A 19,710-nucleotide genomic window follows, 5' to 3' on the forward strand; every position below is an offset into this window, starting at 1 on the left:
CTGTGCACCAATTATTGCTTCGATAAAGGCTGCGCTTGCGTCGAATCAATAGCCTATTCGCGCCATTTTGTTATGCTTAGCAAAGTTTAACGAGGTGTCAGCATGTCAAAGATAGATCCAAAGTTATTTTCTGCCCACGAACACGCCTTAGAAAAAGAATACGATGTTTGTCCTAAATGCGGTGGTGAGCTGCAGCATCGAAATAGTAAATCAGGTCCCTTTTTAGGCTGCAGCCAGTATCCGAGCTGCGACTATAGCCGAGCTTTGCACCAGCAAGATCATTCTTTGGATAAAGTACTGCCTGGGACTGAATGTCCAGAATGCGGTGAAGAGTTAATGCTGCGCCAAGGACGTTACGGCATGTTCATTGGATGTAGCACTTTTCCTAGCTGTCAGCATATTGAGTCGGCTCAACCGCAGGCACAAAGCACGCCTGAAATAAACTGCCCATCATGCAATAAAGGGAAGCTAGCCGCGAGACAATCGCGCTATGGAAAAACGTTTTATGCCTGCAACGCTTACCCTAAATGCTCCTATGCGGTGAATGACCAGCCTATCGCCAAGCCTTGCCCCGATTGTGGTTGGAAGCTGTTGGTCATAAAGAAAACTGCGGCCGGTAAGCGAGAAGTTTGTCCGCAAAAAGCCTGCAGCTATAAAAGCGCGCCTTTGGTGGAGGCTTAACAACATCGATAGTTGTAGCGTTCATAAAAAAAGGAGAACTCATCGTTCTCCTTTTTGCTGCTCGTCGCGCTCTAGGCTTCTACGTCTAGCTCTTTAAGTTTGCGGGTGAGAGTATTGCGCCCCCAACCCAGAAGCCTAGCTGCTTCTTGTTTATGACCGTGTGTATGCTCTAACGCGGTAGTTAGCATGATTCGCTCAAAGTCGGGCATCGCTTCACCAAGAATGTCTATTTGGCCGGAGACTAACTGTTGAGAAACCCAGCTTTTTAACAGCGAACGCCAATTGGCATCGGCTGTCTCGCCTGTTTCTGCCACTACTGGTTGGCTCAATTCTGGTGGAAGGTCCGCTGGCAGCACTTCTTGGCCACTGGCCATTACCGTTAACCAACGACAAACGTTTTCCAGTTGCCTAACGTTACCTGGCCACGCTAACTGCATCATAAAGCGTTGAGTATCTTTGTGCAGTAATTTGCTTTCTACATTTAATTCTTTTGCGGCTATTTCTAAGAAGTGCTTAGCTAAAGCCGGAATGTCTTCACGGCGCTCACATAACGACGGCAAGTGAATACGAATTACGTTTAGGCGGTGGAATAAGTCTTCACGGAAGTCGCCTTCGGCTACTTTTTTCTCAAGGTTTTGGTGGGTTGCAGCGATGATCCGTACATCAACTTGCACCGGAGAGTGGCCACCTACGCGATAGAACTGCCCATCGGCTAGAACACGCAACAAACGGGTTTGAATATCCAGCGGCATATCGCCAATTTCATCCAAAAACAGGGTACCACCATTGGCTTGTTCAAAACGGCCATGGCGGATGTTGTTGGCGCCAGTAAACGCGCCTTTTTCGTGACCAAATAGCTCTGATTCAATAAGATCTTTTGGAATAGCCGCCATGTTTAACGCAATAAAACTGCCGCTGGCGCGAGGACTATGTTTATGTAACGCGTGAGCTACCAACTCTTTACCGGTACCAGATTGTCCGTTAATCAGCACCGAGATACTTGAGCGAGATAAACGTCCTATGGCGCGAAAGACTTCCTGCATTGCAGGCGCTTCGCCGATGATTTCTGGCGCTGGCGAGCTAGGTTTGTTATTCGCTTTATTGCCTTTTTGCTCACGAGAAACCGTTACTGCACGCTCGGTTAAGGCCACCGCTTCATCGATATCAAAGGGCTTAGGTAAGTATTCAAAAGCGCCGCGCTGGTAAGCGTTTACTGCACTATCTAGGTCTGAGTGGGCGGTCATAATAATAACCGGCATCTCTGGGAAGTGGCTTTGGATCTTTTCCAATAAGCTCAAACCGTCCATACCAGGCATGCGAATGTCTGAGATCACTACGTCGGGCTGTTCATAATCTAACTGCTGAAGCATCATTTCACCGTCGGCGAAACTCAAGCAGTCGTAACCCGCAGTCTTTAACGCTTTTTCTAACACCCACCGAATGGAGCTGTCGTCATCAACGACCCATATTGTTGCTGCCATGTTAGTACTTCCTTAACGTCTGAGAGGAAGGTGAATGGTAAATTCGGTATGACCTGGCCAACTGGCACATTCAATCTTCCCTTTATGCTGATTAATTAAATTTTGTGCAATAGACAAACCTAAACCGGTACCGCCTTCGCGCCCCGTTACCATTGGATAGAATAGGGTATCGAGCAGTTCGGTTGGAATGCCTGGTCCATTGTCGATAATTCTGATTTCTGCAGCCAATTTAAAGCGTTGGCCGGCAATTGTTGCTTGATGAGCGGTACGGGTAATAATGTTGATACTCCCGCCTTTTTCTCCCAAGGCTTGAACGGCATTTTGAACAATATTGAGGAAAGCCTGTAGCAGTTGCTCATGGTCCATCTCAAAATCTGGAATGCTGGGGTCGTAGTCGCGCTCAACGCTAATGCCTTCTGGTAGATCAAGCTTAACCAGCTGGCGTACTTTCTCGAGTACTGAATGCACGTTGTGTAGTTCATGTAAGCCTGGACGCTGTGGGCCAAGCAAACGATCAACTAGCTTTCTTAAGCGGTCTGCTTGCTCAATAATAATGCCGGTGAACTCTTTTAGCTCTGGATTAACTAACTCTTTTTCTAGCAACTGCGCTGCGCCACGCAAGCCGCCAAGTGGGTTCTTAATTTCATGAGCTAAGCCGCGAACCAGTTCTTTAGCTGCCTGTTGCTGGGCGTGTTGATAAAGCTCTTGAGAGATCTTCTTTTGCTGGCCAATGGCACGCATTTCCAGCATCAGTAAATTTTGGTTTTGGCTGTTGATACGCGTAGCAGAAAGCTCAACCAACGCATGATGTCTATCGAAAACCAAGGTCACTTCATTATCGGTAAAACTTTGCCCTGAGCTACATACGGTGCCTAGTTTACTAAGGTCCAGTGAGCTATGTTTTACTTGGGTGGCCAGCGGCTCATCAATAAGCCGCTTAGCGCTTTGACCGAGTAGTTGTTCAGCTGAAGCATTAACGTATTGAATCTTTAGCTCTGCATCAAGCAGCACTATGGCAGTTACTTGATTTTCCAATACTAAGCGCTCGAGCCCAGAAATATCTAACACTACTCTCTCCTGAATGATGCGCACCATTTTGGTGCTTCTGCACTGAGTTTAACCTCAAAAAGCAGAGAGTGACTAATTAGCCTCCCCCTGCTGCGGCCGCTCCAGCGCCAAATGCGTTAGCGCGGTGCAAGAATACGGTTATGGGCTTAGACGATGCAATTTCCTTGCCTGAATCATCAACTAGCTGCACCTGAATTGTATGGGCGCCGCGATCAATGTTGGTGAGCTGGAAGCTACCCATTTTAGTGATTTGCCCCTGTGGTACGCCATCAAGCACCAATTTGTAGCCCATGCTGTTTAAGGGAAGCGGAGTAGAGCTAGCACTGATTGAGATCTTGCCTTCGTTATCACGAATGGTTTGCTCGTGGCTCGGGCTAGTGATGTTAACTTGATACTGAATTGGCTTTTGTTTCTTTTTCAGTGGGGTGCGCGGTGTCACAATGGGGCCATCTGTGGCCGGAGGAGCGACATCAACCTTGAGTTCAGTGGCGCCAACCTGAGGGCGGTCTGAGAAATGCGTTACACCATCCTGATCAACCCATTGGTAAATTTTGTCAGCAGCTTGGGTACCAAAGACTGCGCCACTGATTAATAAAGCTATAGCAAACCATTTGCTCATTGATAATTCCTCCATTCAACTTGCTAAAGGTGGGCAAAAACGTATTGAAAAGCAATAAAAAAACCCGCTTTAAAGCGGGTTTTTTAAGCCGTGTAACGTTTTGTTTATACGCTGTAGTACAATTCGAACTCAAGTGGGTGAGTTGTCATGTTGATGCGCTCAACGTCAGCAGATTTCAATGCGATGTAAGAATCGATGTAATCGTTGCTGAATACGCCGCCAGCAGTTAAGAATTCACGGTCAGCATCTAGGTTAGCTAGTGCATTTTCAAGTGAAGTTGCCACTTGTGGAATTTCAGCCGCTTCTTCTGCAGGTAGGTCGTATAAATCCTTGTCCATAGCATCGCCAGGGTGGATTTTGTTTTTGATTCCGTCAAGGCCAGCCATCAACATTGCAGAGAATGCTAAGTATGGGTTGGCTGTTGGATCCGCAAAGCGTACTTCAATACGACGCGCTTTAGGCGATGGTACTACTGGGATACGAATAGACGCTGAACGGTTACGTGCTGAGTAAGCTAGCATAACTGGCGCTTCGAAGCCTGGTACCAAACGCTTGTAAGAGTTAGTTGAAGCGTTAGCAAAAGCGTTAATGGCTTTAGCGTGCTTGATGATACCGCCAATGTAGAACAATGCAGTTTCAGATAGGCCGCCGTATAGGTCGCCAGCAAATAAGTTTTCGCCGTCTTTCCAAATTGATTGGTGAACGTGCATACCGCTACCGTTATCACCAACAACTGGCTTAGGCATAAAGGTTGCTGTTTTACCGTAAGCGTGAGCTACGTTATGAACAACATACTTAAGAACCTGAGTTTCATCGGCTTTTTCAACGATAGAGTTGAATTTAGTTGCGATTTCGTTCTGACCAGCTGTTGCTACTTCGTGGTGGTGAGCTTCAACAGTTTGACCCATTTCTTCAAGAACTAGACACATTGCTGAGCGAAGGTCTTGTGAAGAATCAACTGGAGCTACTGGGAAGTAACCGCCTTTAACGCCAGGGCGGTGACCAGTGTTGCCGTCTTCGAAGTGCTTGTCTGAGTTCCAAGATGCTTCATCAGCATCAATTTTGTACATAGAACCTGACATGTCAGTTTTGTATTTAACATCGTCAAACAAGAAGAACTCTGGCTCTGGACCAAAGTATGCTGCATCAGCAATACCAGTAGAACGCATGTACTCTTCAGCACGCTTAGCTACAGAACGTGGGTCACGGTCGTAACCTTGCATTGTAGAAGGCTCTAGAATGTCACAACGGATGTTTAGTGTAACTTCTTCTGTGAATGGGTCTAATACAGCAGTAGCTGGATCAGGCATCAATACCATGTCTGATTCGTTAATGCCTTTCCAACCTGAGATTGAAGAGCCATCAAACATTTTACCGTCTGAGAAGAAATCTTCGTCAACTTGGTGAGATGGAATAGATACGTGTTGCTCTTTACCTTTAGTATCAGTAAAGCGTAGGTCAACAAATTTAACTTCTTGCTCTTTAAGCAAAGCTAAAACTTCTGCAGACATGTTTTTAACCTCCAGTGTCATCAAAATTGATGGTTCAATCGATTTAATAGTTATTTATACGAATAATCGTGGTTGTGTTGCATCAAGCTAAAACTATGCCAACACATAAGGTGCTGATTTTAATGGCTAAAAATTGATTAGGCATCAATTTAGTGCAGAGCTTTGCACTTTGTTGGTGCTATTCTTGTCCATTTTGGTGCAGTGAGTTTTTGGCCTTAGCTATCATACCCTAATTGGGTAGCGGAAAAACCGTGATCAACTTAAAACTATGAGAATTTGCCGTTTATATGTACAATGGCGCACTTTTTACTTTTACCTCACAATAAAAAGGGCTGAAAGCCGTGCTAGATAAGTTAAGAAACATCGCCATTATTGCTCACGTAGACCACGGGAAAACTACCCTGGTAGACAAATTACTGCAGCAATCTGGAACCCTACAAACGCGTGGTGATGCTGAAGAGCGGGTAATGGACTCAAACGATCTTGAAAAAGAACGTGGTATTACCATTTTGGCAAAAAACACGGCGATTGAGTGGAATGATTACCACATCAATATCGTAGATACCCCTGGACACGCCGACTTCGGTGGTGAGGTAGAACGTGTTTTATCTATGGTTGACTCTGTATTGTTGTTGGTAGATGCCCAAGAAGGCCCAATGCCGCAAACCCGTTTTGTTACTCAAAAAGCCTTCGCTCAAGGTTTAAAACCTATTCTGGTAATCAACAAAATCGATAAGCCAGGCGCCCGTCCTGACTGGGTAATGGACCAAGTATTTGATTTATTCGATAACTTAGGTGCTACCGATGACCAGTTAGATTTCCAAGTGGTTTACGCATCGGCGTTAAACGGCTGGGCTAGCTCAGAAGAAGGCGTAGAAACTGATAATATGGAGCCTTTGTTCCAAGCTATCGTTGATAACGTTGCTCCACCTGAAGCGAAAGAAGGCGAAGGTTTGCAAATGCAAATCTCTCAGCTTGATTACAACTCTTATGTTGGTGTTATTGGTGTTGGTCGTGTATCACGCGGCAGTGTTAAACCAAACCAACAAATCACTGTTGTGGGTGCCGATGGTAAAACCCGTAACGGAAAAGTGGGTCAAGTATTAGGTTACTTAGGCCTAGACCGCCACGAAGTAACCGAAGCTAACGCCGGTGACATCATCGCTATTACTGGTTTAGGTGAGTTAAAAATCTCTGACACCATTTGTGATCAAACCAATGTTGAAGCATTGCCTGCCTTGTCAGTAGATGAACCTACCGTAACCATGACGTTTCAAGTAAACACTTCTCCATTTGCTGGTAAAGAAGGTAAGTACGTTACCTCTCGAAATATTCTTGAGCGTTTACAACAAGAGTTAGTGCATAACGTTGCGCTACGTGTTGAAGAAACTGATGATCCAGATAAGTTCCGTGTTTCTGGTCGTGGTGAGCTACACCTAGGTATTTTGATTGAAAACATGCGTCGCGAAGGCTTCGAGCTAGCGGTATCACGCCCAGAAGTAATTCTGCGCACTGTAGATGGCCAGTTAGAAGAACCTTATGAAGTAGTGACTATTGATGTTGAAGAAGAGCATCAAGGTAGCATTATGGAGCAGCTTGGTTTGCGTAAAGGCGAGCTAACTGACATGGCGCCAGATGGCAAAGGCCGTATTCGTATGGACTTTATGATCCCATCACGTGGTTTGATTGGTTTCCAAACCGAGTTTATGACCTTAACCTCAGGTTCTGGTCTGCTTTACCATACGTTCGATCATTACGGTCCACACAAAGGTGGAGTAATTGGTCAACGTCAAAATGGTGTGCTTATTTCTAATGCAACCGGTAAAGCCTTAACGTACGCCTTGTTTAATCTTCAAGAGCGTGGCCGTTTGTTTACTCAGCATGCTGATGAAGTATATGAAGGTCAGGTTGTGGGTATCCACGCTCGTGACAACGACTTAACAGTAAACTGTTTGAAAGGTAAGCAGTTAACTAACGTTCGTGCATCTGGTACCGATGAAGCGCAAGTACTTACGCCGCCAATCGTAATGACCCTTGAGCAAGCGCTTGAGTTTATTGATGACGATGAGTTGGTAGAAGTAACGCCAGAGAACATTCGTATTCGTAAACGTCACTTAACTGAGAATGAGCGTAAACGTGCATCTCGTCCGCCTAAAGCTTAAGGTGAGTTAAAATTTATCAAGGCAGCCTAGGCTGCCTTTTTTATTGCATGTTTATACCTGAAGTAACTATCTATTCTGGCCCAAAGCATCTAACTGATTAGTGCTGGCTAATAGTGCAGGGCAGGGGTTGACCGTTTGTTTTATTAGTTCAAACAAAGGTTGATATAACAGCGGTAAGTGTTCTTGGAAACGTTCAACCGTAATATGGTAAGCCGCGCGGATGCCGTGATAATCAATATTTGGCCCAATTCTGGTCATTTTAATGCCGAACATAGAAAGACTACGAGCAAGTTTGGGCTCAACCATTACGTACGCATGTTTTATTCCGCACTGCTCGGCAACAATTGATGCCGCTAAATACAAGCTCATGGTGATATAAGGAAAGGTTCGCAGTTCCTTTTGGCTAAATGCGCTTAAACCCGCTCCTGCGGGCGCAGCGCCATTTTTGAGATCGATTTTGCGGCGACGAAACTGGGTGTCTAGGGCCACCCTCGATACTTCACAAATGCTCTCTTTAGCAAAGTTATCGGGGTGTAGCTCTTGATGACTAATCACTGATTGGCCGGTGTCTAGCAAAGGTATGCTTTGCTGCTTGCTGGGGCTAACCATTCTTAGGCATCCAGCATCTAAGCCGGAGTTAAGGTGCTGAACTCGGCAGTAGTGGGAATAACTATCGTAAACATCGCGCTCAATTTGCTGGTGATTGCTTGGCTCAAACTGAAACTCTTCGCAGTAAACGCGATGCCGTAATTGATAGATTTTGGTTACCTCTTCCTGATTGCTCGCAATACTGGCTTGAAAGTAACGTTGGTAACGTTGCGCGAGTTCGTCCGCTTGATGCTGTATAGCTAGTTGCTTTACTGACGATGCTGATAATTGCAATTTTCTAGGAGCAATTGCACTGGGTTGTTGATAACTCACAAGTAAACCTAATTAGTCCCTTAAATGTCTAGCAAGGCTAGTTATTCACCATAGTTATATTTTTATCAATTAGAGTGGTTTTTATGAATTTAGTCACTTTTTATGGGTGGTTATTGTCTATAACTGTGTCCTAGCGCATATTTGGTGTTATGAAAGCCTTATTCATTTTATTGGCATATTGTAGTGCCATTAGCCTTTCTGGGAGGTGCATGACATTTTTAGCTATTCGAGAGGGTTTGGAATAGTGTGGGCGGAAATGAATGATAGCGCATATTTATGCGTTTTTGAGTTGGTCCGACTAGAGCTTTTGATTGTCGACTTCTATAGCAATGGGCTGAATATATGGATGATATTCTCTAATAGCCGACGGTAAATTGGCCGTTTTCGCCAAGCGAGTGCATTAATACGTGTACTTTGTTGAAGATAATGCTGCATGATGCGATCTAGATCTTCAGCATAGGATTTGTCATCGATTATCGAAGTCACCTCAAAGTTTAGCCACAAACTTCGCATGTCTAAGTTTACCGTTCCCACTAGAGCAACTTGTTGGTCTATTAACAGGCTTTTAGTGTGCAACAAGCCACCGTAAAATTTGTAGATGTTTACCCCGGCATTTAGTAGCTGCTGGTAGAAAGAGTGGCTTGCGTAGCGGACCAAAAATGAATCGTTCCTAGCGGGTAGGATCAGGTTAACTTCAACGCCTCTGCTGGCCGCGGTAACCAGCGCCATTTGTAAACTTTCGTCAGGCACAAAGTAAGGGCTGGTGAGCACTATTTGTTTTTTAGCGAGGTATAGCGAGGTAAGTAGCAGCTGAATAATGTGGTCGCCAAAAATACCCGGCCCTGATGGCATTATTTGCATTCGTTGTTGGCCTACCGAAGCCGTAGTAGAAAGTAAATCAAGCTGTTCGATAAGTGCTTCGCCGGTTTCCATTTCTATGTCGTAGGCAACTACCGCTTGTAGGTTCAAAGCTGCAGGGCCTTCTACTCTTAGCATGAGATCTATCCACTGTCCGACACCGCGCTGTTGGTTAAAAAAGCGTGGGTCGACTAAGTTCATTGAACCGGTATAAGCAATCCGTTGGTCTATCGCTGCAATTTTTCGGTGTAGGCGTAAGTCGATACGTTGTAACAACATGCGCACTGGGTTGGCATGCAGTGCTTCTACTACATTTACGCCGGCATCCAATAACTGAGATGAAGCGCTAGACTTAAGAAATTCACTCGAACCAACCGAATCTACCAGTAAGTAAACACTCACCTTTCGTTGAGCTGCTTCGGCTAGGGCCTTAAGTAAAGGGTCAAGCAACCCACCTTGCCGCACAATGTAAAACTCCATGTATATGCTAGATTTTGCTTGCTGTATGTCTGTGGTAAGCTGGGTTAACGTTTCCAGAGAGTCTTCGAAGTTAGTGAGTTGATTCCCCCCTAGAATTGGTAAACCCAGTAAGCGGCGGGTAAGTTGATTCAGCGGCTCCGCTACATCGGAACAGGATTGTTTAACTACGTGAGGGGAGCGATTAAATAGGTGTACGCTTTGTTTGTACTTAGTTTCCATTAAGCGAGCACGTTTGGCTCGCAGCCGCCCTAGGTAACGTTCGCCAAACAGTTGATAACAGATAATACCTACTAGTGGCAGTGCAAATATCAGCAGTAGCCAAGTTAAAGTAACTCCCACAGGCCGGCGCTTTAGCATTACTTGCAGCGCCACCGCGACAATCAGCAAGGCATAAATGAGTAACCCTAAGTCGGATAAGTAGGTATTCGTCACCGTTTGGCCTTTAGATAAAAAACCTATTGATAACTTAGCATGAAGGGCACAAAAAAGCCGCTAACTCAAACGAGTAGCGGCTGTAGATTTAGTTAATGATTGGCTTAGTTGTCGAGCGTGTCGGTGGCAACTTTATAGCTTGGATCTTCTATTAAGTTAACTTCCACCGCGCTTCCTGCTTTAGTCAGCAGTTTACGACACTCTGGGCTAAGGTGCTTAAGATGAAGAGTTTTACCGGCTTTTTCGTAGCGCTCTGCCAAAGTATCGATGGCTTCAATTGCTGAGTGATCACTTACTCGCGACCTGGCAAAATCAATCACTACATCTTTTGGATCGTTAGCTGGATTGAACAGCTCTAAGAAGTTAGCCGTTGAGCCAAAAAATAAGGGGCCATCCAACTCATAAACTTTATGGTCGTCATCTACGCTAGTGGTCGTTACGTAAATGTGCTTAGCGTGGTTCCATGCAAATACTAACGCAGACACGATTACACCAATTACTACCGCTACCGCTAAGTCGGTGAATACGGTGACTACAGATACCAGCACAATCACAAAGAAGTCAGCTTTAGGCACTTTGTTAATCATGCGCAGGCTGGCCCATTCAAAGGTGCCTAACACAACCATAAACATTACACCGACCAAAGCGGCAAGAGGAATCATCTCTATCAGTGAAGAACCAAATAGAATGAAACCCAGTAGTGCTAATGCTGCGGTGATGCCCGATAAGCGGCCACGACCACCAGAGCGAATGTTAATCATGCTCTGGCCAATCATTGCACAACCACCCATACCACCAAAGAAGCCAGTGGTTACGTTAGCCACACCTTGGCCAATACACTCTTTGTTACCGTGTCCACGAGTGCCGGTCATTTCATCCACTACGGTTAAGGTTAGTAGTGACTCAATTAAACCGATAGCCGCCAGTACGATGGCATAAGGGAAGATGATTTTCAGTGTTTCTAAGTTGAATGGCACACTTGGGATAGAGAAGCTTGGTAAACCGCCAGCAATAGTTGCGTTAGCGTCACCGGTCATACCGCGCACAAAATCTACCACTGTGCGGGTATCTAAGTTTAATACCTGCACCGCTACTGTTACACCTACAATCGCCACCAATGAAGCAGGGATTGCGCTGGTAAGTTTTGGCAAGAAGTGAATAACTGCCATGGTGATAGCCACTAAACCTAGCATGATCCAAAGCTGGCTGCCTTGCATCCATTCTAGTTCGCCAAAGGCATTGGGCACTTTAAACTGACCGAGTTGAGCCAAGAAAATTACAATAGCCAAGCCGTTTACAAAGCCTAGCATTACCGGGTGTGGCACCATGCGGATAAACTTACCCAAATGGAAGACCCCGGCTAAGACCTGCAAAATCCCCATCAGCACCACAGTGGCAAATAAATACTCCACACCGTGATCTGCTACCAAGGCCACCATTACTACTGCTAGCGCGCCGGTTGCACCCGAGATCATACCTGGGCGGCCACCAATTACAGCGGTAATTAACCCCACCATAAATGCTGCATATAAACCTACTAAAGGTTCTACGCCGGCAACAAAGGCAAAGGCAACTGCTTCAGGAACTAAAGCTAGCGCAACCGTTAAACCGGAGAGTAAGTCATTTTTGACTGTTGCTCCCCGAAATTTAGGAAATTCAAACATGTTCTTAGGATCCAATAAAGAACGAAAGGAAATGGGGCGGGAGTCTAGCACTTAATGTGATTCAGTTCAAAAAAACATCAGCTTTTGTTCAGCTTTTTTTAGCCAAGTTTGCGGCTTAAGCCCTTGTTAAACTTGAGTTGCGTCATTAACTAGTTCATCCTTTAGCGAGATAATGCAAAGGAGTGAAATGAATCATGAGCGGGCAGAAAAACACGCCTAATTGGCAAGCGCTTTTCCAGCAAAGTAAAGCGTTTGTGCTTTTCTTGTTTGAGCGGATTAAACAAGAAAAACTGACCATGATCGCCGGTTCGTTAGCTTACGTTACCTTGCTCTCTTTGGTGCCTTTAGTGGCAGTAACGTTTTCAATTATTAGTGCCTTCCCGGTATTTTCCGGCTTTCAAACCTTAATCGAAGATTTTGTGTTTAGTAACTTTGTACCGGCCTCTGGTGAAGTGGTGAAGCAGAGCTTGCGCGGCTTTGTTGAAAACGCCTCAAAAATGACGGCGGTTGGTATTGCAGCTTTAGCCGTAGTGGCCTTAATGCTCATTTCGGCGATTGATAAGAGCCTGAATATGATTTGGCGGGTTGAGGAAAAACGCCGTTGGCGTAGTGCTTTTCCTATGTATTGGATGATTCTAACTTTAGGCCCCTTGTTAATGGGCGGCAGCTTGGCGCTAAGTTCTTACATCTTCTCCATGCAATTGTTTGCCGATGAAACATTGTTAGGTATATGGAATAAAATGCTTCGCACGGTGCCCTTGTTATTTTCTGTCGGGGCATTTTGTTTGTTGTATTTGCTGGTGCCAAATAAGTCGATCCGTTTTGTCCATGGTTTAAGTGGTGCTGTGGTGGCGGCCTTGTTGTTTGAACTGGGTAAACGAGGTTTTGCTTTCTATGTTGCCTCATTCCCTTCATACCAAGTTATTTATGGTGCTCTCGCCACCATACCCATTTTGTTTGTATGGGTATATGTGAGTTGGATAGTGGTGTTAATTGGCGCAGAAATTACCGCCGCTTTAGGCGAATTTACCGAGGGCCAACAAGTACAAGATAGCAGTAGTATCATTGAGGAGTCTGAATGATTGCGTTAATTCAACGAGTGACACAAGCCAGCGTGTGTGTGGCTGATCAAACTATTGGTGAAATAGGACCTGGCTTATTAGTGTTGTTGGGTGTTGAGCAAGGTGATGACCAAGCAAAGGCCACTAAGCTTTGTGAAAAAGTAATTAAATACCGTATTTTTGCTGATCAACAAGGCAAAACCAATCTTAACGTGCAGCAAGCGGGTGGCAGCTTATTAGTGGTATCCCAGTTCACCTTGGTGGCAGACACCGACAAAGGTTTACGCCCAGGCTTCTCTAAAGGCGCCAGTCCCGAGCAGGCCAATCACCTTTATGAATACTTTGTGAGTGCTTGTCGTGACCGCGGAATGCCTACTGAAACAGGTGAATTTGCTGCCGATATGCAGGTATCTTTGGTCAATGATGGGCCTATGACTTTTTGGCTGCAGGTTTAATTTTCATCAATAAAATCGAAACTTTGCGGCGGCTCACATATCAGATTTGCTGCCTAGAAAGGCAATTGACACAAATGACTTTAATCGGTCATATTAAGAGAAAGCGCTTTCACGAGTAAACTTAAAATCTGACTGTGCCCAGAAAGGTTTTGTGTGAGAGCGCTTACAAATACAGAGAGGCTATAGTAATAATGGCAACAATCAAGGAAGTCTCTGATCTAGCGGGTGTTTCGCAAGCAACCGTATCCAGAGTAATGAACGGTAATAACAAAGTTTCCGATGTTAATCGCGAGCGAGTTATGGCCGCCATGGACAAATTGGGTTATCAACCTAACTCTTTTGCACAGGCTCTGGCTACCAACCGCTCTTACAGCGTTGGGATTGTAGTAGGTACTTTATCGGGCCCATTTTTCGGTCCCATGATGCACAGTATTGAATCGGTATTACGCAAAGAAGGTCAGCACCTTATTGCCACTAGTGGGCACGACAATATCGAGCAAGAGCGTGAAGCGATTCGTTTTCTTAATTCGCGCCGTGTTGATGCCATATTGCTGGTGGTTCAAGCCATGAGTGATGACGAATTGATTGAGCTGTGTACCCGCAACCCAAATGTATTTGTATTAAACCGCTATGTGCCAGAGCTAGCGCATCGCTGTATTTATTTGAACAATGAGTTAGGTGGATATTTGGCCACCAAGCATTTAATTGATTTGGGCCATACTCGGATTGCTTCGATCACCGGTCCATTGGTGCACTTTGATGCTCGAGAGCGTCTGCAAGGTTATCGAAATGCGCTTAGTGAAGCAGGCATAGAATACGATCCGCAACTTATTGTTGAAGGTTTGTATCAAGAAGATGGTGGTACTAAAGCGGCGGCTAAGTTATTTCAACGTGGCATCGATTTTACTGGTGTGGTGTGTGGTAACGATAACATCGCTATTAGTGTTTATGACATTTTGTCGCGAGATAACGAATCACCGGCTGAGCGTATCTCGGTGGTAGGCTACGATGACATGTTCTATTCACGTTATTTGCGACCTAAGCTCACCACCATTCGTTTCCCGATTGAGGAAATGGGCACCATTGCCGCCAATATGGTGCTGCAAAATTTGGCCGACAAAAACTTAGTAAACGGTGTGCAATTAGAGCCCTCGCTTATTGTGCGTGAATCTACTGCCCCACCAGTTAGTTAACAAGCTTATTTATATGTAAGGAGTTTGAATGTGATTATTTCCCCCCAGCATTAAACGACTCCTTGCTTGGTGTTAGCTATAGGTTTCTTCAAATTTATAGCTAACATCGATCTCCAGTGAAAACTGGTCGTCTTTTTAATCCCATAAAATGTGTAACATGCGACCCATTGGGCGCAGTTTGAGGTTGTTGTATGTCTTTTGATTTTCCAAAGTCGTCCCCGTTTCGCCGTTCTGACTTTATTTTTGGTGTAGCGACAGCTGCCTTCCAAATTGAAGGTGCTAACCAAGAAGATGAGCGCTGCGAATCCATATGGGATCGCTTTTGTGCCACTCCAGGAAAAGTAGCCAACGGTGATGATGGAACCATTGCTTGTGATCACTACCATCGCTGGGAAGAAGATCTAGAGATGATTGCAGAGCTAGGTGTTGATGCTTATCGCTTATCAATTGCTTGGCCACGAATTATGCCGGTAGAAGGCCAAATTAATGACAAAGGAATCGCATTTTACCAACAGCTAATTGCCAAACTTAAACAGCTAGGCATTAAGCCGTTTGTGACCCTATATCACTGGGACCTACCGCAATACCTTGAAGATAGAGGTGGCTGGTTAAGTCGTGAAACTGCGTATAAGTTTGCCGAGTTTGCCGACATCATGACCAAAGCACTTGGTGATGATGTTTATAGCTATGCCACCTTTAATGAGCCCTTATGTAGTGCCTTTTTAGGCTATCGTTATGGTCAACATGCCCCAGGTTTAACTGAAGATAAGTTTGGCTTTCAGGCTGCTCACCATATTCTTTTAGCCCATGGCTTAGCCCTGCCTAAGATGCGTGAAAATGCACCAAGCGCCGAACATGGCATCGTGCTTAACTTCACTCCGGCTTATCCAGCAGATCCGAATAATGCTGCAGATGTATTGGCAGCCGACTTTGACGAGCAGCAAGGTATTCATTGGTTTTTACAGCCAATCATCGAGGGGCAATACCCAGATGCTGTTCGCCAGCAGCAGCCGCTATGGTGGCCAACCATTCTGCCGGGTGATTTGGAGCTAATTAAACAGCCCATCGATTACTTGGGCATCAACTATTACACCCGCCATGTGATCAAAGCCACCGATAATGGCCCTAAACAGGTGACCCTAGAGGGCGTTGAGCGCACCGACATGGGTTGGGAAGTGTGTCCACAAGCCTTAACTGGCTTGCTCACCAAGCTAAATGAGCGCTATGAACTCCCGCCAATTTTTATTACTGAAAATGGTATGGCAGGGGCAGATACTCTAGAAGATGGCAAGGTGATTGATCAGCAGCGCTGTGATTACTATCAATCACATTTAAATGCGGTTGCCGATGCCATTGAGCAAGGGGTTGAATTAAAAGGTTATTTTGCTTGGAGCTTAATGGATAACTTCGAGTGGGCCTTTGGTTACGAAAAGCGTTTTGGCATCGTATATGTCGATTACGATACCCAGCAACGGGTACCTAAACAAAGTGCTACTTACTTTCAGCAGTTTCTAAAACAACGCGCAGGAGCATAATTATGGCGTCACTGTCATTTAAAGATCTTCGTAAGAGCTACGGTAAGGTCGAAATCGTAAAAGGTTTCGACATAGAGATGAGTGATGGTGAATTTGTTGTATTACTCGGTGCGTCGGGTTGTGGTAAGTCAACCATCTTAAGGATGGTAGCCGGCTTGGAAACCATCACTTCGGGTCAAATCAAAATGGGTGATAAGTGCCTGAATGATGTTGACCCGAAAGACCGTGATTTAGCGATGGTGTTTCAAAGCTACGCGCTTTACCCGCATATGACAGTGTATGAAAACATAGCATTTGCGCTCAAGGTTCAAGGAGTTAAGAAAGAAGAGATTAAGAAGTCGGTAGAGTGGGCCGCCGAGATGCTGCAGCTAACGGATTACCTTAATCGCAAACCTAAGCAGCTGTCGGGTGGTCAACGCCAGCGAGTTGCTATGGGGCGTGCTATGGTGCGCACACCTAAGCTATTTTTGTTTGATGAGCCGCTGTCTAACCTAGATGCTAAACTGCGTGGCAAAATGCGTGCAGAAATCAAAGATATGCACAACAAATTGGGTGTAACCACCTTATACGTGACTCACGACCAGGTCGAGGCAATGACTCTTGCCGACCGCATTGTGATAATGAACAAAGGCGTTACCGCTCAAATCGGCACGCCCTACGAAGTATTTACCCAACCTAAAAACCAGTTTGTTGCTGGCTTTATCGGTTCTCCGTCAATGAATATGATCCCAGCTAAGGCCAAGCAGGTGCAGGGTGAGTGGCTACTGGAGTTAGCAGGCCAAGAGATTAAAGCTCCTGAGAAGTTTGTTGGGACGTTGCAAGAAGGCCAAGAGCTAACCTTGGGCATTCGTCCTAACGATATTCATTTGCATGAAAAGCAGCTAGAGCCTAGCCATGTGATTGCTGCTAAGGCTACTTTCACAGATAGTGAGCTATTGGGCGCAACTATGCATGTTAAAGCAGAGCTTGGTGGACAGAGCATTATTATTGAAGCGCCGGCTGAGCACACTAAATTACCCAGTGAATTAGACATCTTTTTAGATGCCACCTTCGTACACTTATTTGATGGTGAAACACAAGAGTCTTTAGCTCAGCCTTAATATTCTCTAAGCTATGACACAAAATAAAAAAGCCAGCATTACGCTGGCTTTTTTGTGTTTGTTGCGAGGCTTAGCCTAGCACTACTTCTACTTGATGTTCACCATCGTTAAATACCGGAAGCACTTTACCGCTAATTGCTTCACCGTTAACTTTAATGCTTGCAACGCCTGAGCTAACACCTTGAGGGTTACTCACAGTGATATTGTACTGGGCGCCACGGTAGCGACGTTTCACGCTAAAGCTTGGCCAAGCTTTAGGAATACATGGGTCAACTTCTAGGCCTACTAGAGTAGGTTTAATACCTAGTATGTATTGGGTACCCGCCACATAAGTCCAAGCTGAGGTACCAGATAACCAAGCATTGCGCCCCATACCAAATTGCTTGTGTTCTGCACCTAGTATGTTTTGTGGGTAACAGTAAGGTTCTGATTGGAACACATCCAAGTTGTCGTTATGGAAAGCCGGGTTAATTTGGTTGTAGTATTCAAAGGCTCGGTCACCGTTGCCAGCAATGGTTTCAGCCATCATTACCCAAGGGTTAGAGTGTAGGAAAATGCCACCATTTTCTTTTGCTCCAGGTGGGTAAGTACTTACCCCACCAAGCTGAGGATCAAAGCCGTTGTAGCCAGGGCCCGATAACATAATGCCGTACTTGGTATTTAGTTTGTGGTTTACAGCATCTAGGCCTGCCAGCATCCGATCGCCTTCGGCAAAACCTGAAATAACCGGCCAAGACTGTCCGTTGGTATACAAGCTACCATGCTGGTTTTTATGAGAACCGATAGGCTCGCCTTGGTTGGTAAAGTAGCGTACCCACCACTCACCATCCCAAGCATGTTGGTTCACTCGTTGCTTCATTTCTTGGTAGTAGCCGTTAAGCAGCTCTAAATTAGTTTTATCATCAATGGCTGACGCAATGTCGATTAACTCTTTTAAGGCTTTACCAAATAGGTTGGCAACAAATAAAGATTCTGCGCCACTCGGTAAGTTAACCGTATCGTTCCAATCGGCAAAGCCCAATAGCGGTAGGCCATGCTCACCAATGTTGTTCCAAGTAAAATCAATGGATTTTAGTAGGTGCTCGTAAACACTACCTTGGCTGCGGTCGGCCAGCTCCAGAGTTTTGCTGTAGTAAGTAATGGGTTTGTTTAAGAACTCTAAATCGCCAGTTTCTTTTAAGTATTGCGCAACAGTAAGCACAATCCATAAGTGGTCATCGCCGTAGTAATCTGGGCAATCAGGCTCTTCACGTGAGTCACCTTCATTGGCTTCCATAGTGAGTGGGAAGTACTGGTGCATGGCTGAACCATTTTCTAGCTGTACCGAAAGTAAGCGCTCGGCAAATTCGCGTGCCTCTTGCGGCATATGCGCCATTACCCCAATTAAATCTTGCGAGGAGTCACGGAAACCAATACCTCGAGCACCATAACCTAGCTGGTAAAGCGACAAGTAGCGTGACCAGTTTTTGGTGGTATGACATTGACGCGGATTGTGCACATTTAGCATAGAGTTCATGGCGTCGTCTGGGGTGTCTACTTGCATTACATCAAGATAGTTTTCCCAGAAACCGCTAAGCTCGGCAAAGGCTTGGTCAACGGCTTGTTCATTGCGGTATAAAGCAATGTCTGCCTCAGCTTCTTGCAAGCTAGGTACTTGGCCAAGTTGAGTGATTACTCGCTCTGTTTGTCCTGGTGCCAGTTCGCCCAGTTTAACCAACAATGCACCCACGTTATCGCCGCGGTCGCATTCAGAGTTACTTAAGCTTTCTTCTTGTAACGACAAAGGCTTAGACCAAGAACCAAATTCGTTATCGCCTAAAAATGCTCGGCGATCACCTTCCCATGAATCAACAGGGCGGTTACAGCTTAGGTAGTTAACTGCGCTATCGCGTTTCATGTAAGCGTATTGCTCTAACACTACATGGCCGCTATCTTCAGCGTGAGCCTTTAGGGTCATGGTTTGTGGAACCCAGTCGGCGTTCACCAGCTGCTTTAACGCATCGAAGTGGGTGAATTCATACACCGGCGCTACATCTACTGCTTGCATTTGCTGGCTAATGTTAGTCACCTTAATGTCTTGTAATAAGGTGCTAGAGCCTTGTGGTACAAAGATTTTTACGTCAATTTGTAGGCCTTGTGCTTCCACAACCCAGCGGGTGTAAGACAAACCTACGCGACACTCAAACTTATCTAAGGCTTCTAAACAAGGCGTATAAAACGGAGAAAACAGCTGATAGCCCTGCTCAGTTTTACGGCGTATGTAAATGGTTGAACCTTTGAACTCAGATTGAGGCAGCTGAGCAATATACTTTGTGATACGGTTTAACGCCGGATCTTGCTTACATACTACGGTGCCACCAGTGGTATCAATTAAGCCACCAAAGTCTAGAGTTCCTACATAGTTCGCCCACTTTATTGGCGTTTTTGGCGTAGTTAGAACGTATTCTTTGTTTTGGTCATCGAAGTAACCGTATTGCTTGTTCATATTT

15 protein-coding genes are annotated in these 19,710 nt (G+C 45.4%); 7 read left to right on the forward strand and 8 right to left on the reverse strand.

Annotated features, from left to right (window positions below; genetic code table 11):
- Window positions 1-102 precede the first annotated feature (102 nt).
- Window positions 103-681, forward strand: coding sequence for a type I DNA topoisomerase (locus tag LQZ07_RS01020; protein WP_152783775.1), 579 nt, complete (start codon window positions 103-105; stop codon window positions 679-681).
- A gap of 71 nt (window positions 682-752) precedes the next feature.
- Here LQZ07_RS01020 and glnG read toward each other — a convergent pair whose 3' ends face one another.
- The 4 genes from glnG to glnA form a co-directional block, all read right to left on the reverse strand.
- The gene (gene glnG, locus LQZ07_RS01025) at window positions 753-2,162 is read right to left on the reverse strand and encodes a nitrogen regulation protein NR(I) (protein WP_016399897.1); all 1,410 of its coding nucleotides are present in this window, start codon (window positions 2,160-2,162) and stop codon (window positions 753-755) included.
- A 12-nt stretch (window positions 2,163-2,174) separates the two neighbouring features.
- Complete coding sequence (gene glnL / locus LQZ07_RS01030; RefSeq protein ID WP_152783773.1) at window positions 2,175-3,257, reverse strand: nitrogen regulation protein NR(II); 1,083 nt, start codon at window positions 3,255-3,257, stop codon at window positions 2,175-2,177.
- 49 nt (window positions 3,258-3,306) lie between these two features.
- Window positions 3,307-3,849, reverse strand: a complete 543-nt coding sequence (locus tag LQZ07_RS01035) for a DUF4124 domain-containing protein (protein WP_194164166.1) — start codon at window positions 3,847-3,849, stop codon at window positions 3,307-3,309.
- Window positions 3,850-3,953: 104 nt separating this feature from the next.
- Entirely contained in the window at window positions 3,954-5,360 is a 1,407-nt protein-coding gene (gene glnA, locus LQZ07_RS01040) for a glutamate--ammonia ligase (protein WP_016399894.1), read from the reverse strand.
- Between the two features lie 341 nt (window positions 5,361-5,701).
- Between glnA and typA the strand changes: the two genes are divergently transcribed.
- Window positions 5,702-7,522 (forward strand): translational GTPase TypA, encoded by a 1,821-nt coding sequence (gene typA, locus LQZ07_RS01045; RefSeq protein WP_016399893.1) that lies wholly within the window; start codon window positions 5,702-5,704, stop codon window positions 7,520-7,522.
- 66 nt (window positions 7,523-7,588) lie between these two features.
- Here the strand turns inward: typA and LQZ07_RS01050 are convergent, their stop codons facing one another.
- The 3 genes from LQZ07_RS01050 to LQZ07_RS01060 form a co-directional block, all read right to left on the reverse strand.
- The gene (locus tag LQZ07_RS01050) at window positions 7,589-8,443 is read right to left on the reverse strand and encodes a PEP-CTERM/exosortase system-associated acyltransferase (RefSeq protein ID WP_152783769.1); all 855 of its coding nucleotides are present in this window, start codon (window positions 8,441-8,443) and stop codon (window positions 7,589-7,591) included.
- A 321-nt stretch (window positions 8,444-8,764) separates the two neighbouring features.
- On the reverse strand, window positions 8,765-10,213 hold the full coding sequence (cls, locus tag LQZ07_RS01055) for a cardiolipin synthase (RefSeq protein WP_152783767.1): 1,449 nt from the start codon (window positions 10,211-10,213) through the stop codon (window positions 8,765-8,767).
- A 104-nt stretch (window positions 10,214-10,317) separates the two neighbouring features.
- Entirely contained in the window at window positions 10,318-11,877 is a 1,560-nt protein-coding gene (locus tag LQZ07_RS01060) for a SulP family inorganic anion transporter (RefSeq protein WP_152783766.1), read from the reverse strand.
- A 194-nt stretch (window positions 11,878-12,071) separates the two neighbouring features.
- On the opposite strand from LQZ07_RS01060, the gene LQZ07_RS01065 reads away from it, so the two are divergent.
- The 5 genes from LQZ07_RS01065 (at window position 12,072) to LQZ07_RS01085 (ending at window position 17,221) form a co-directional block, all read left to right on the forward strand.
- Window positions 12,072-12,959: a virulence factor BrkB family protein gene (locus tag LQZ07_RS01065; protein ID WP_152783764.1), complete on the forward strand. Its 888-nt coding sequence runs from the start codon at window positions 12,072-12,074 to the stop codon at window positions 12,957-12,959.
- On the forward strand, window positions 12,956-13,393 hold the full coding sequence (dtd, locus tag LQZ07_RS01070; protein WP_016399888.1) for a D-aminoacyl-tRNA deacylase: 438 nt from the start codon (window positions 12,956-12,958) through the stop codon (window positions 13,391-13,393). The genes LQZ07_RS01065 and dtd overlap by 4 nt, the downstream gene beginning before the upstream one ends.
- A 191-nt stretch (window positions 13,394-13,584) precedes the next feature.
- Window positions 13,585-14,586, forward strand: a complete 1,002-nt coding sequence (locus LQZ07_RS01075; protein ID WP_016399887.1) for a LacI family DNA-binding transcriptional regulator — start codon at window positions 13,585-13,587, stop codon at window positions 14,584-14,586.
- A 191-nt stretch (window positions 14,587-14,777) separates the two neighbouring features.
- Entirely contained in the window at window positions 14,778-16,121 is a 1,344-nt protein-coding gene (locus LQZ07_RS01080; RefSeq protein WP_152783762.1) for a GH1 family beta-glucosidase, read from the forward strand.
- 2 nt (window positions 16,122-16,123) lie between these two features.
- Window positions 16,124-17,221: an ABC transporter ATP-binding protein gene (locus LQZ07_RS01085; protein ID WP_152783760.1), complete on the forward strand. Its 1,098-nt coding sequence runs from the start codon at window positions 16,124-16,126 to the stop codon at window positions 17,219-17,221.
- A 70-nt stretch (window positions 17,222-17,291) separates the two neighbouring features.
- Here LQZ07_RS01085 and LQZ07_RS01090 read toward each other — a convergent pair whose 3' ends face one another.
- Window positions 17,292-19,706, reverse strand: coding sequence for a GH36-type glycosyl hydrolase domain-containing protein (locus LQZ07_RS01090; protein WP_152783758.1), 2,415 nt, complete (start codon window positions 19,704-19,706; stop codon window positions 17,292-17,294).
- Window positions 19,707-19,710 lie beyond the last annotated feature (4 nt).

Origin of the sequence: Agarivorans sp. B2Z047, assembly GCF_023373605.1 — a bacterium.
GTDB classification, from domain to species: domain Bacteria; phylum Pseudomonadota; class Gammaproteobacteria; order Enterobacterales; family Celerinatantimonadaceae; genus Agarivorans; species Agarivorans albus.

Excerpts from the sequence above, each read along its gene's own strand:
- LQZ07_RS01075 (WP_016399887.1), top strand. The coding sequence starts at position 13,585 with ATGGCAACAATCAAGGAAGTCTCTGATCTAGCGGGTGTTTCGCAAGCA.
- LQZ07_RS01060 (WP_152783766.1), bottom strand. The coding sequence starts at position 11,877 with ATGTTTGAATTTCCTAAATTTCGGGGAGCAACAGTCAAAAATGACTTA.
- glnA (WP_016399894.1), bottom strand. The coding sequence starts at position 5,360 with ATGTCTGCAGAAGTTTTAGCTTTGCTTAAAGAGCAAGAAGTTAAATTT.
- LQZ07_RS01085 (WP_152783760.1), top strand. The coding sequence starts at position 16,124 with ATGGCGTCACTGTCATTTAAAGATCTTCGTAAGAGCTACGGTAAGGTC.
- LQZ07_RS01090 (WP_152783758.1), bottom strand. The coding sequence starts at position 19,706 with ATGAACAAGCAATACGGTTACTTCGATGACCAAAACAAAGAATACGTT.
- LQZ07_RS01020 (WP_152783775.1), top strand. The coding sequence starts at position 103 with ATGTCAAAGATAGATCCAAAGTTATTTTCTGCCCACGAACACGCCTTA.
- glnG (WP_016399897.1), bottom strand. The coding sequence starts at position 2,162 with ATGGCAGCAACAATATGGGTCGTTGATGACGACAGCTCCATTCGGTGG.
- glnL (WP_152783773.1), bottom strand. The coding sequence starts at position 3,257 with ATGGTGCGCATCATTCAGGAGAGAGTAGTGTTAGATATTTCTGGGCTC.
- LQZ07_RS01035 (WP_194164166.1), bottom strand. The coding sequence starts at position 3,849 with ATGAGCAAATGGTTTGCTATAGCTTTATTAATCAGTGGCGCAGTCTTT.
- dtd (WP_016399888.1), top strand. The coding sequence starts at position 12,956 with ATGATTGCGTTAATTCAACGAGTGACACAAGCCAGCGTGTGTGTGGCT.
- LQZ07_RS01080 (WP_152783762.1), top strand. The coding sequence starts at position 14,778 with ATGTCTTTTGATTTTCCAAAGTCGTCCCCGTTTCGCCGTTCTGACTTT.
- LQZ07_RS01065 (WP_152783764.1), top strand. The coding sequence starts at position 12,072 with ATGAGCGGGCAGAAAAACACGCCTAATTGGCAAGCGCTTTTCCAGCAA.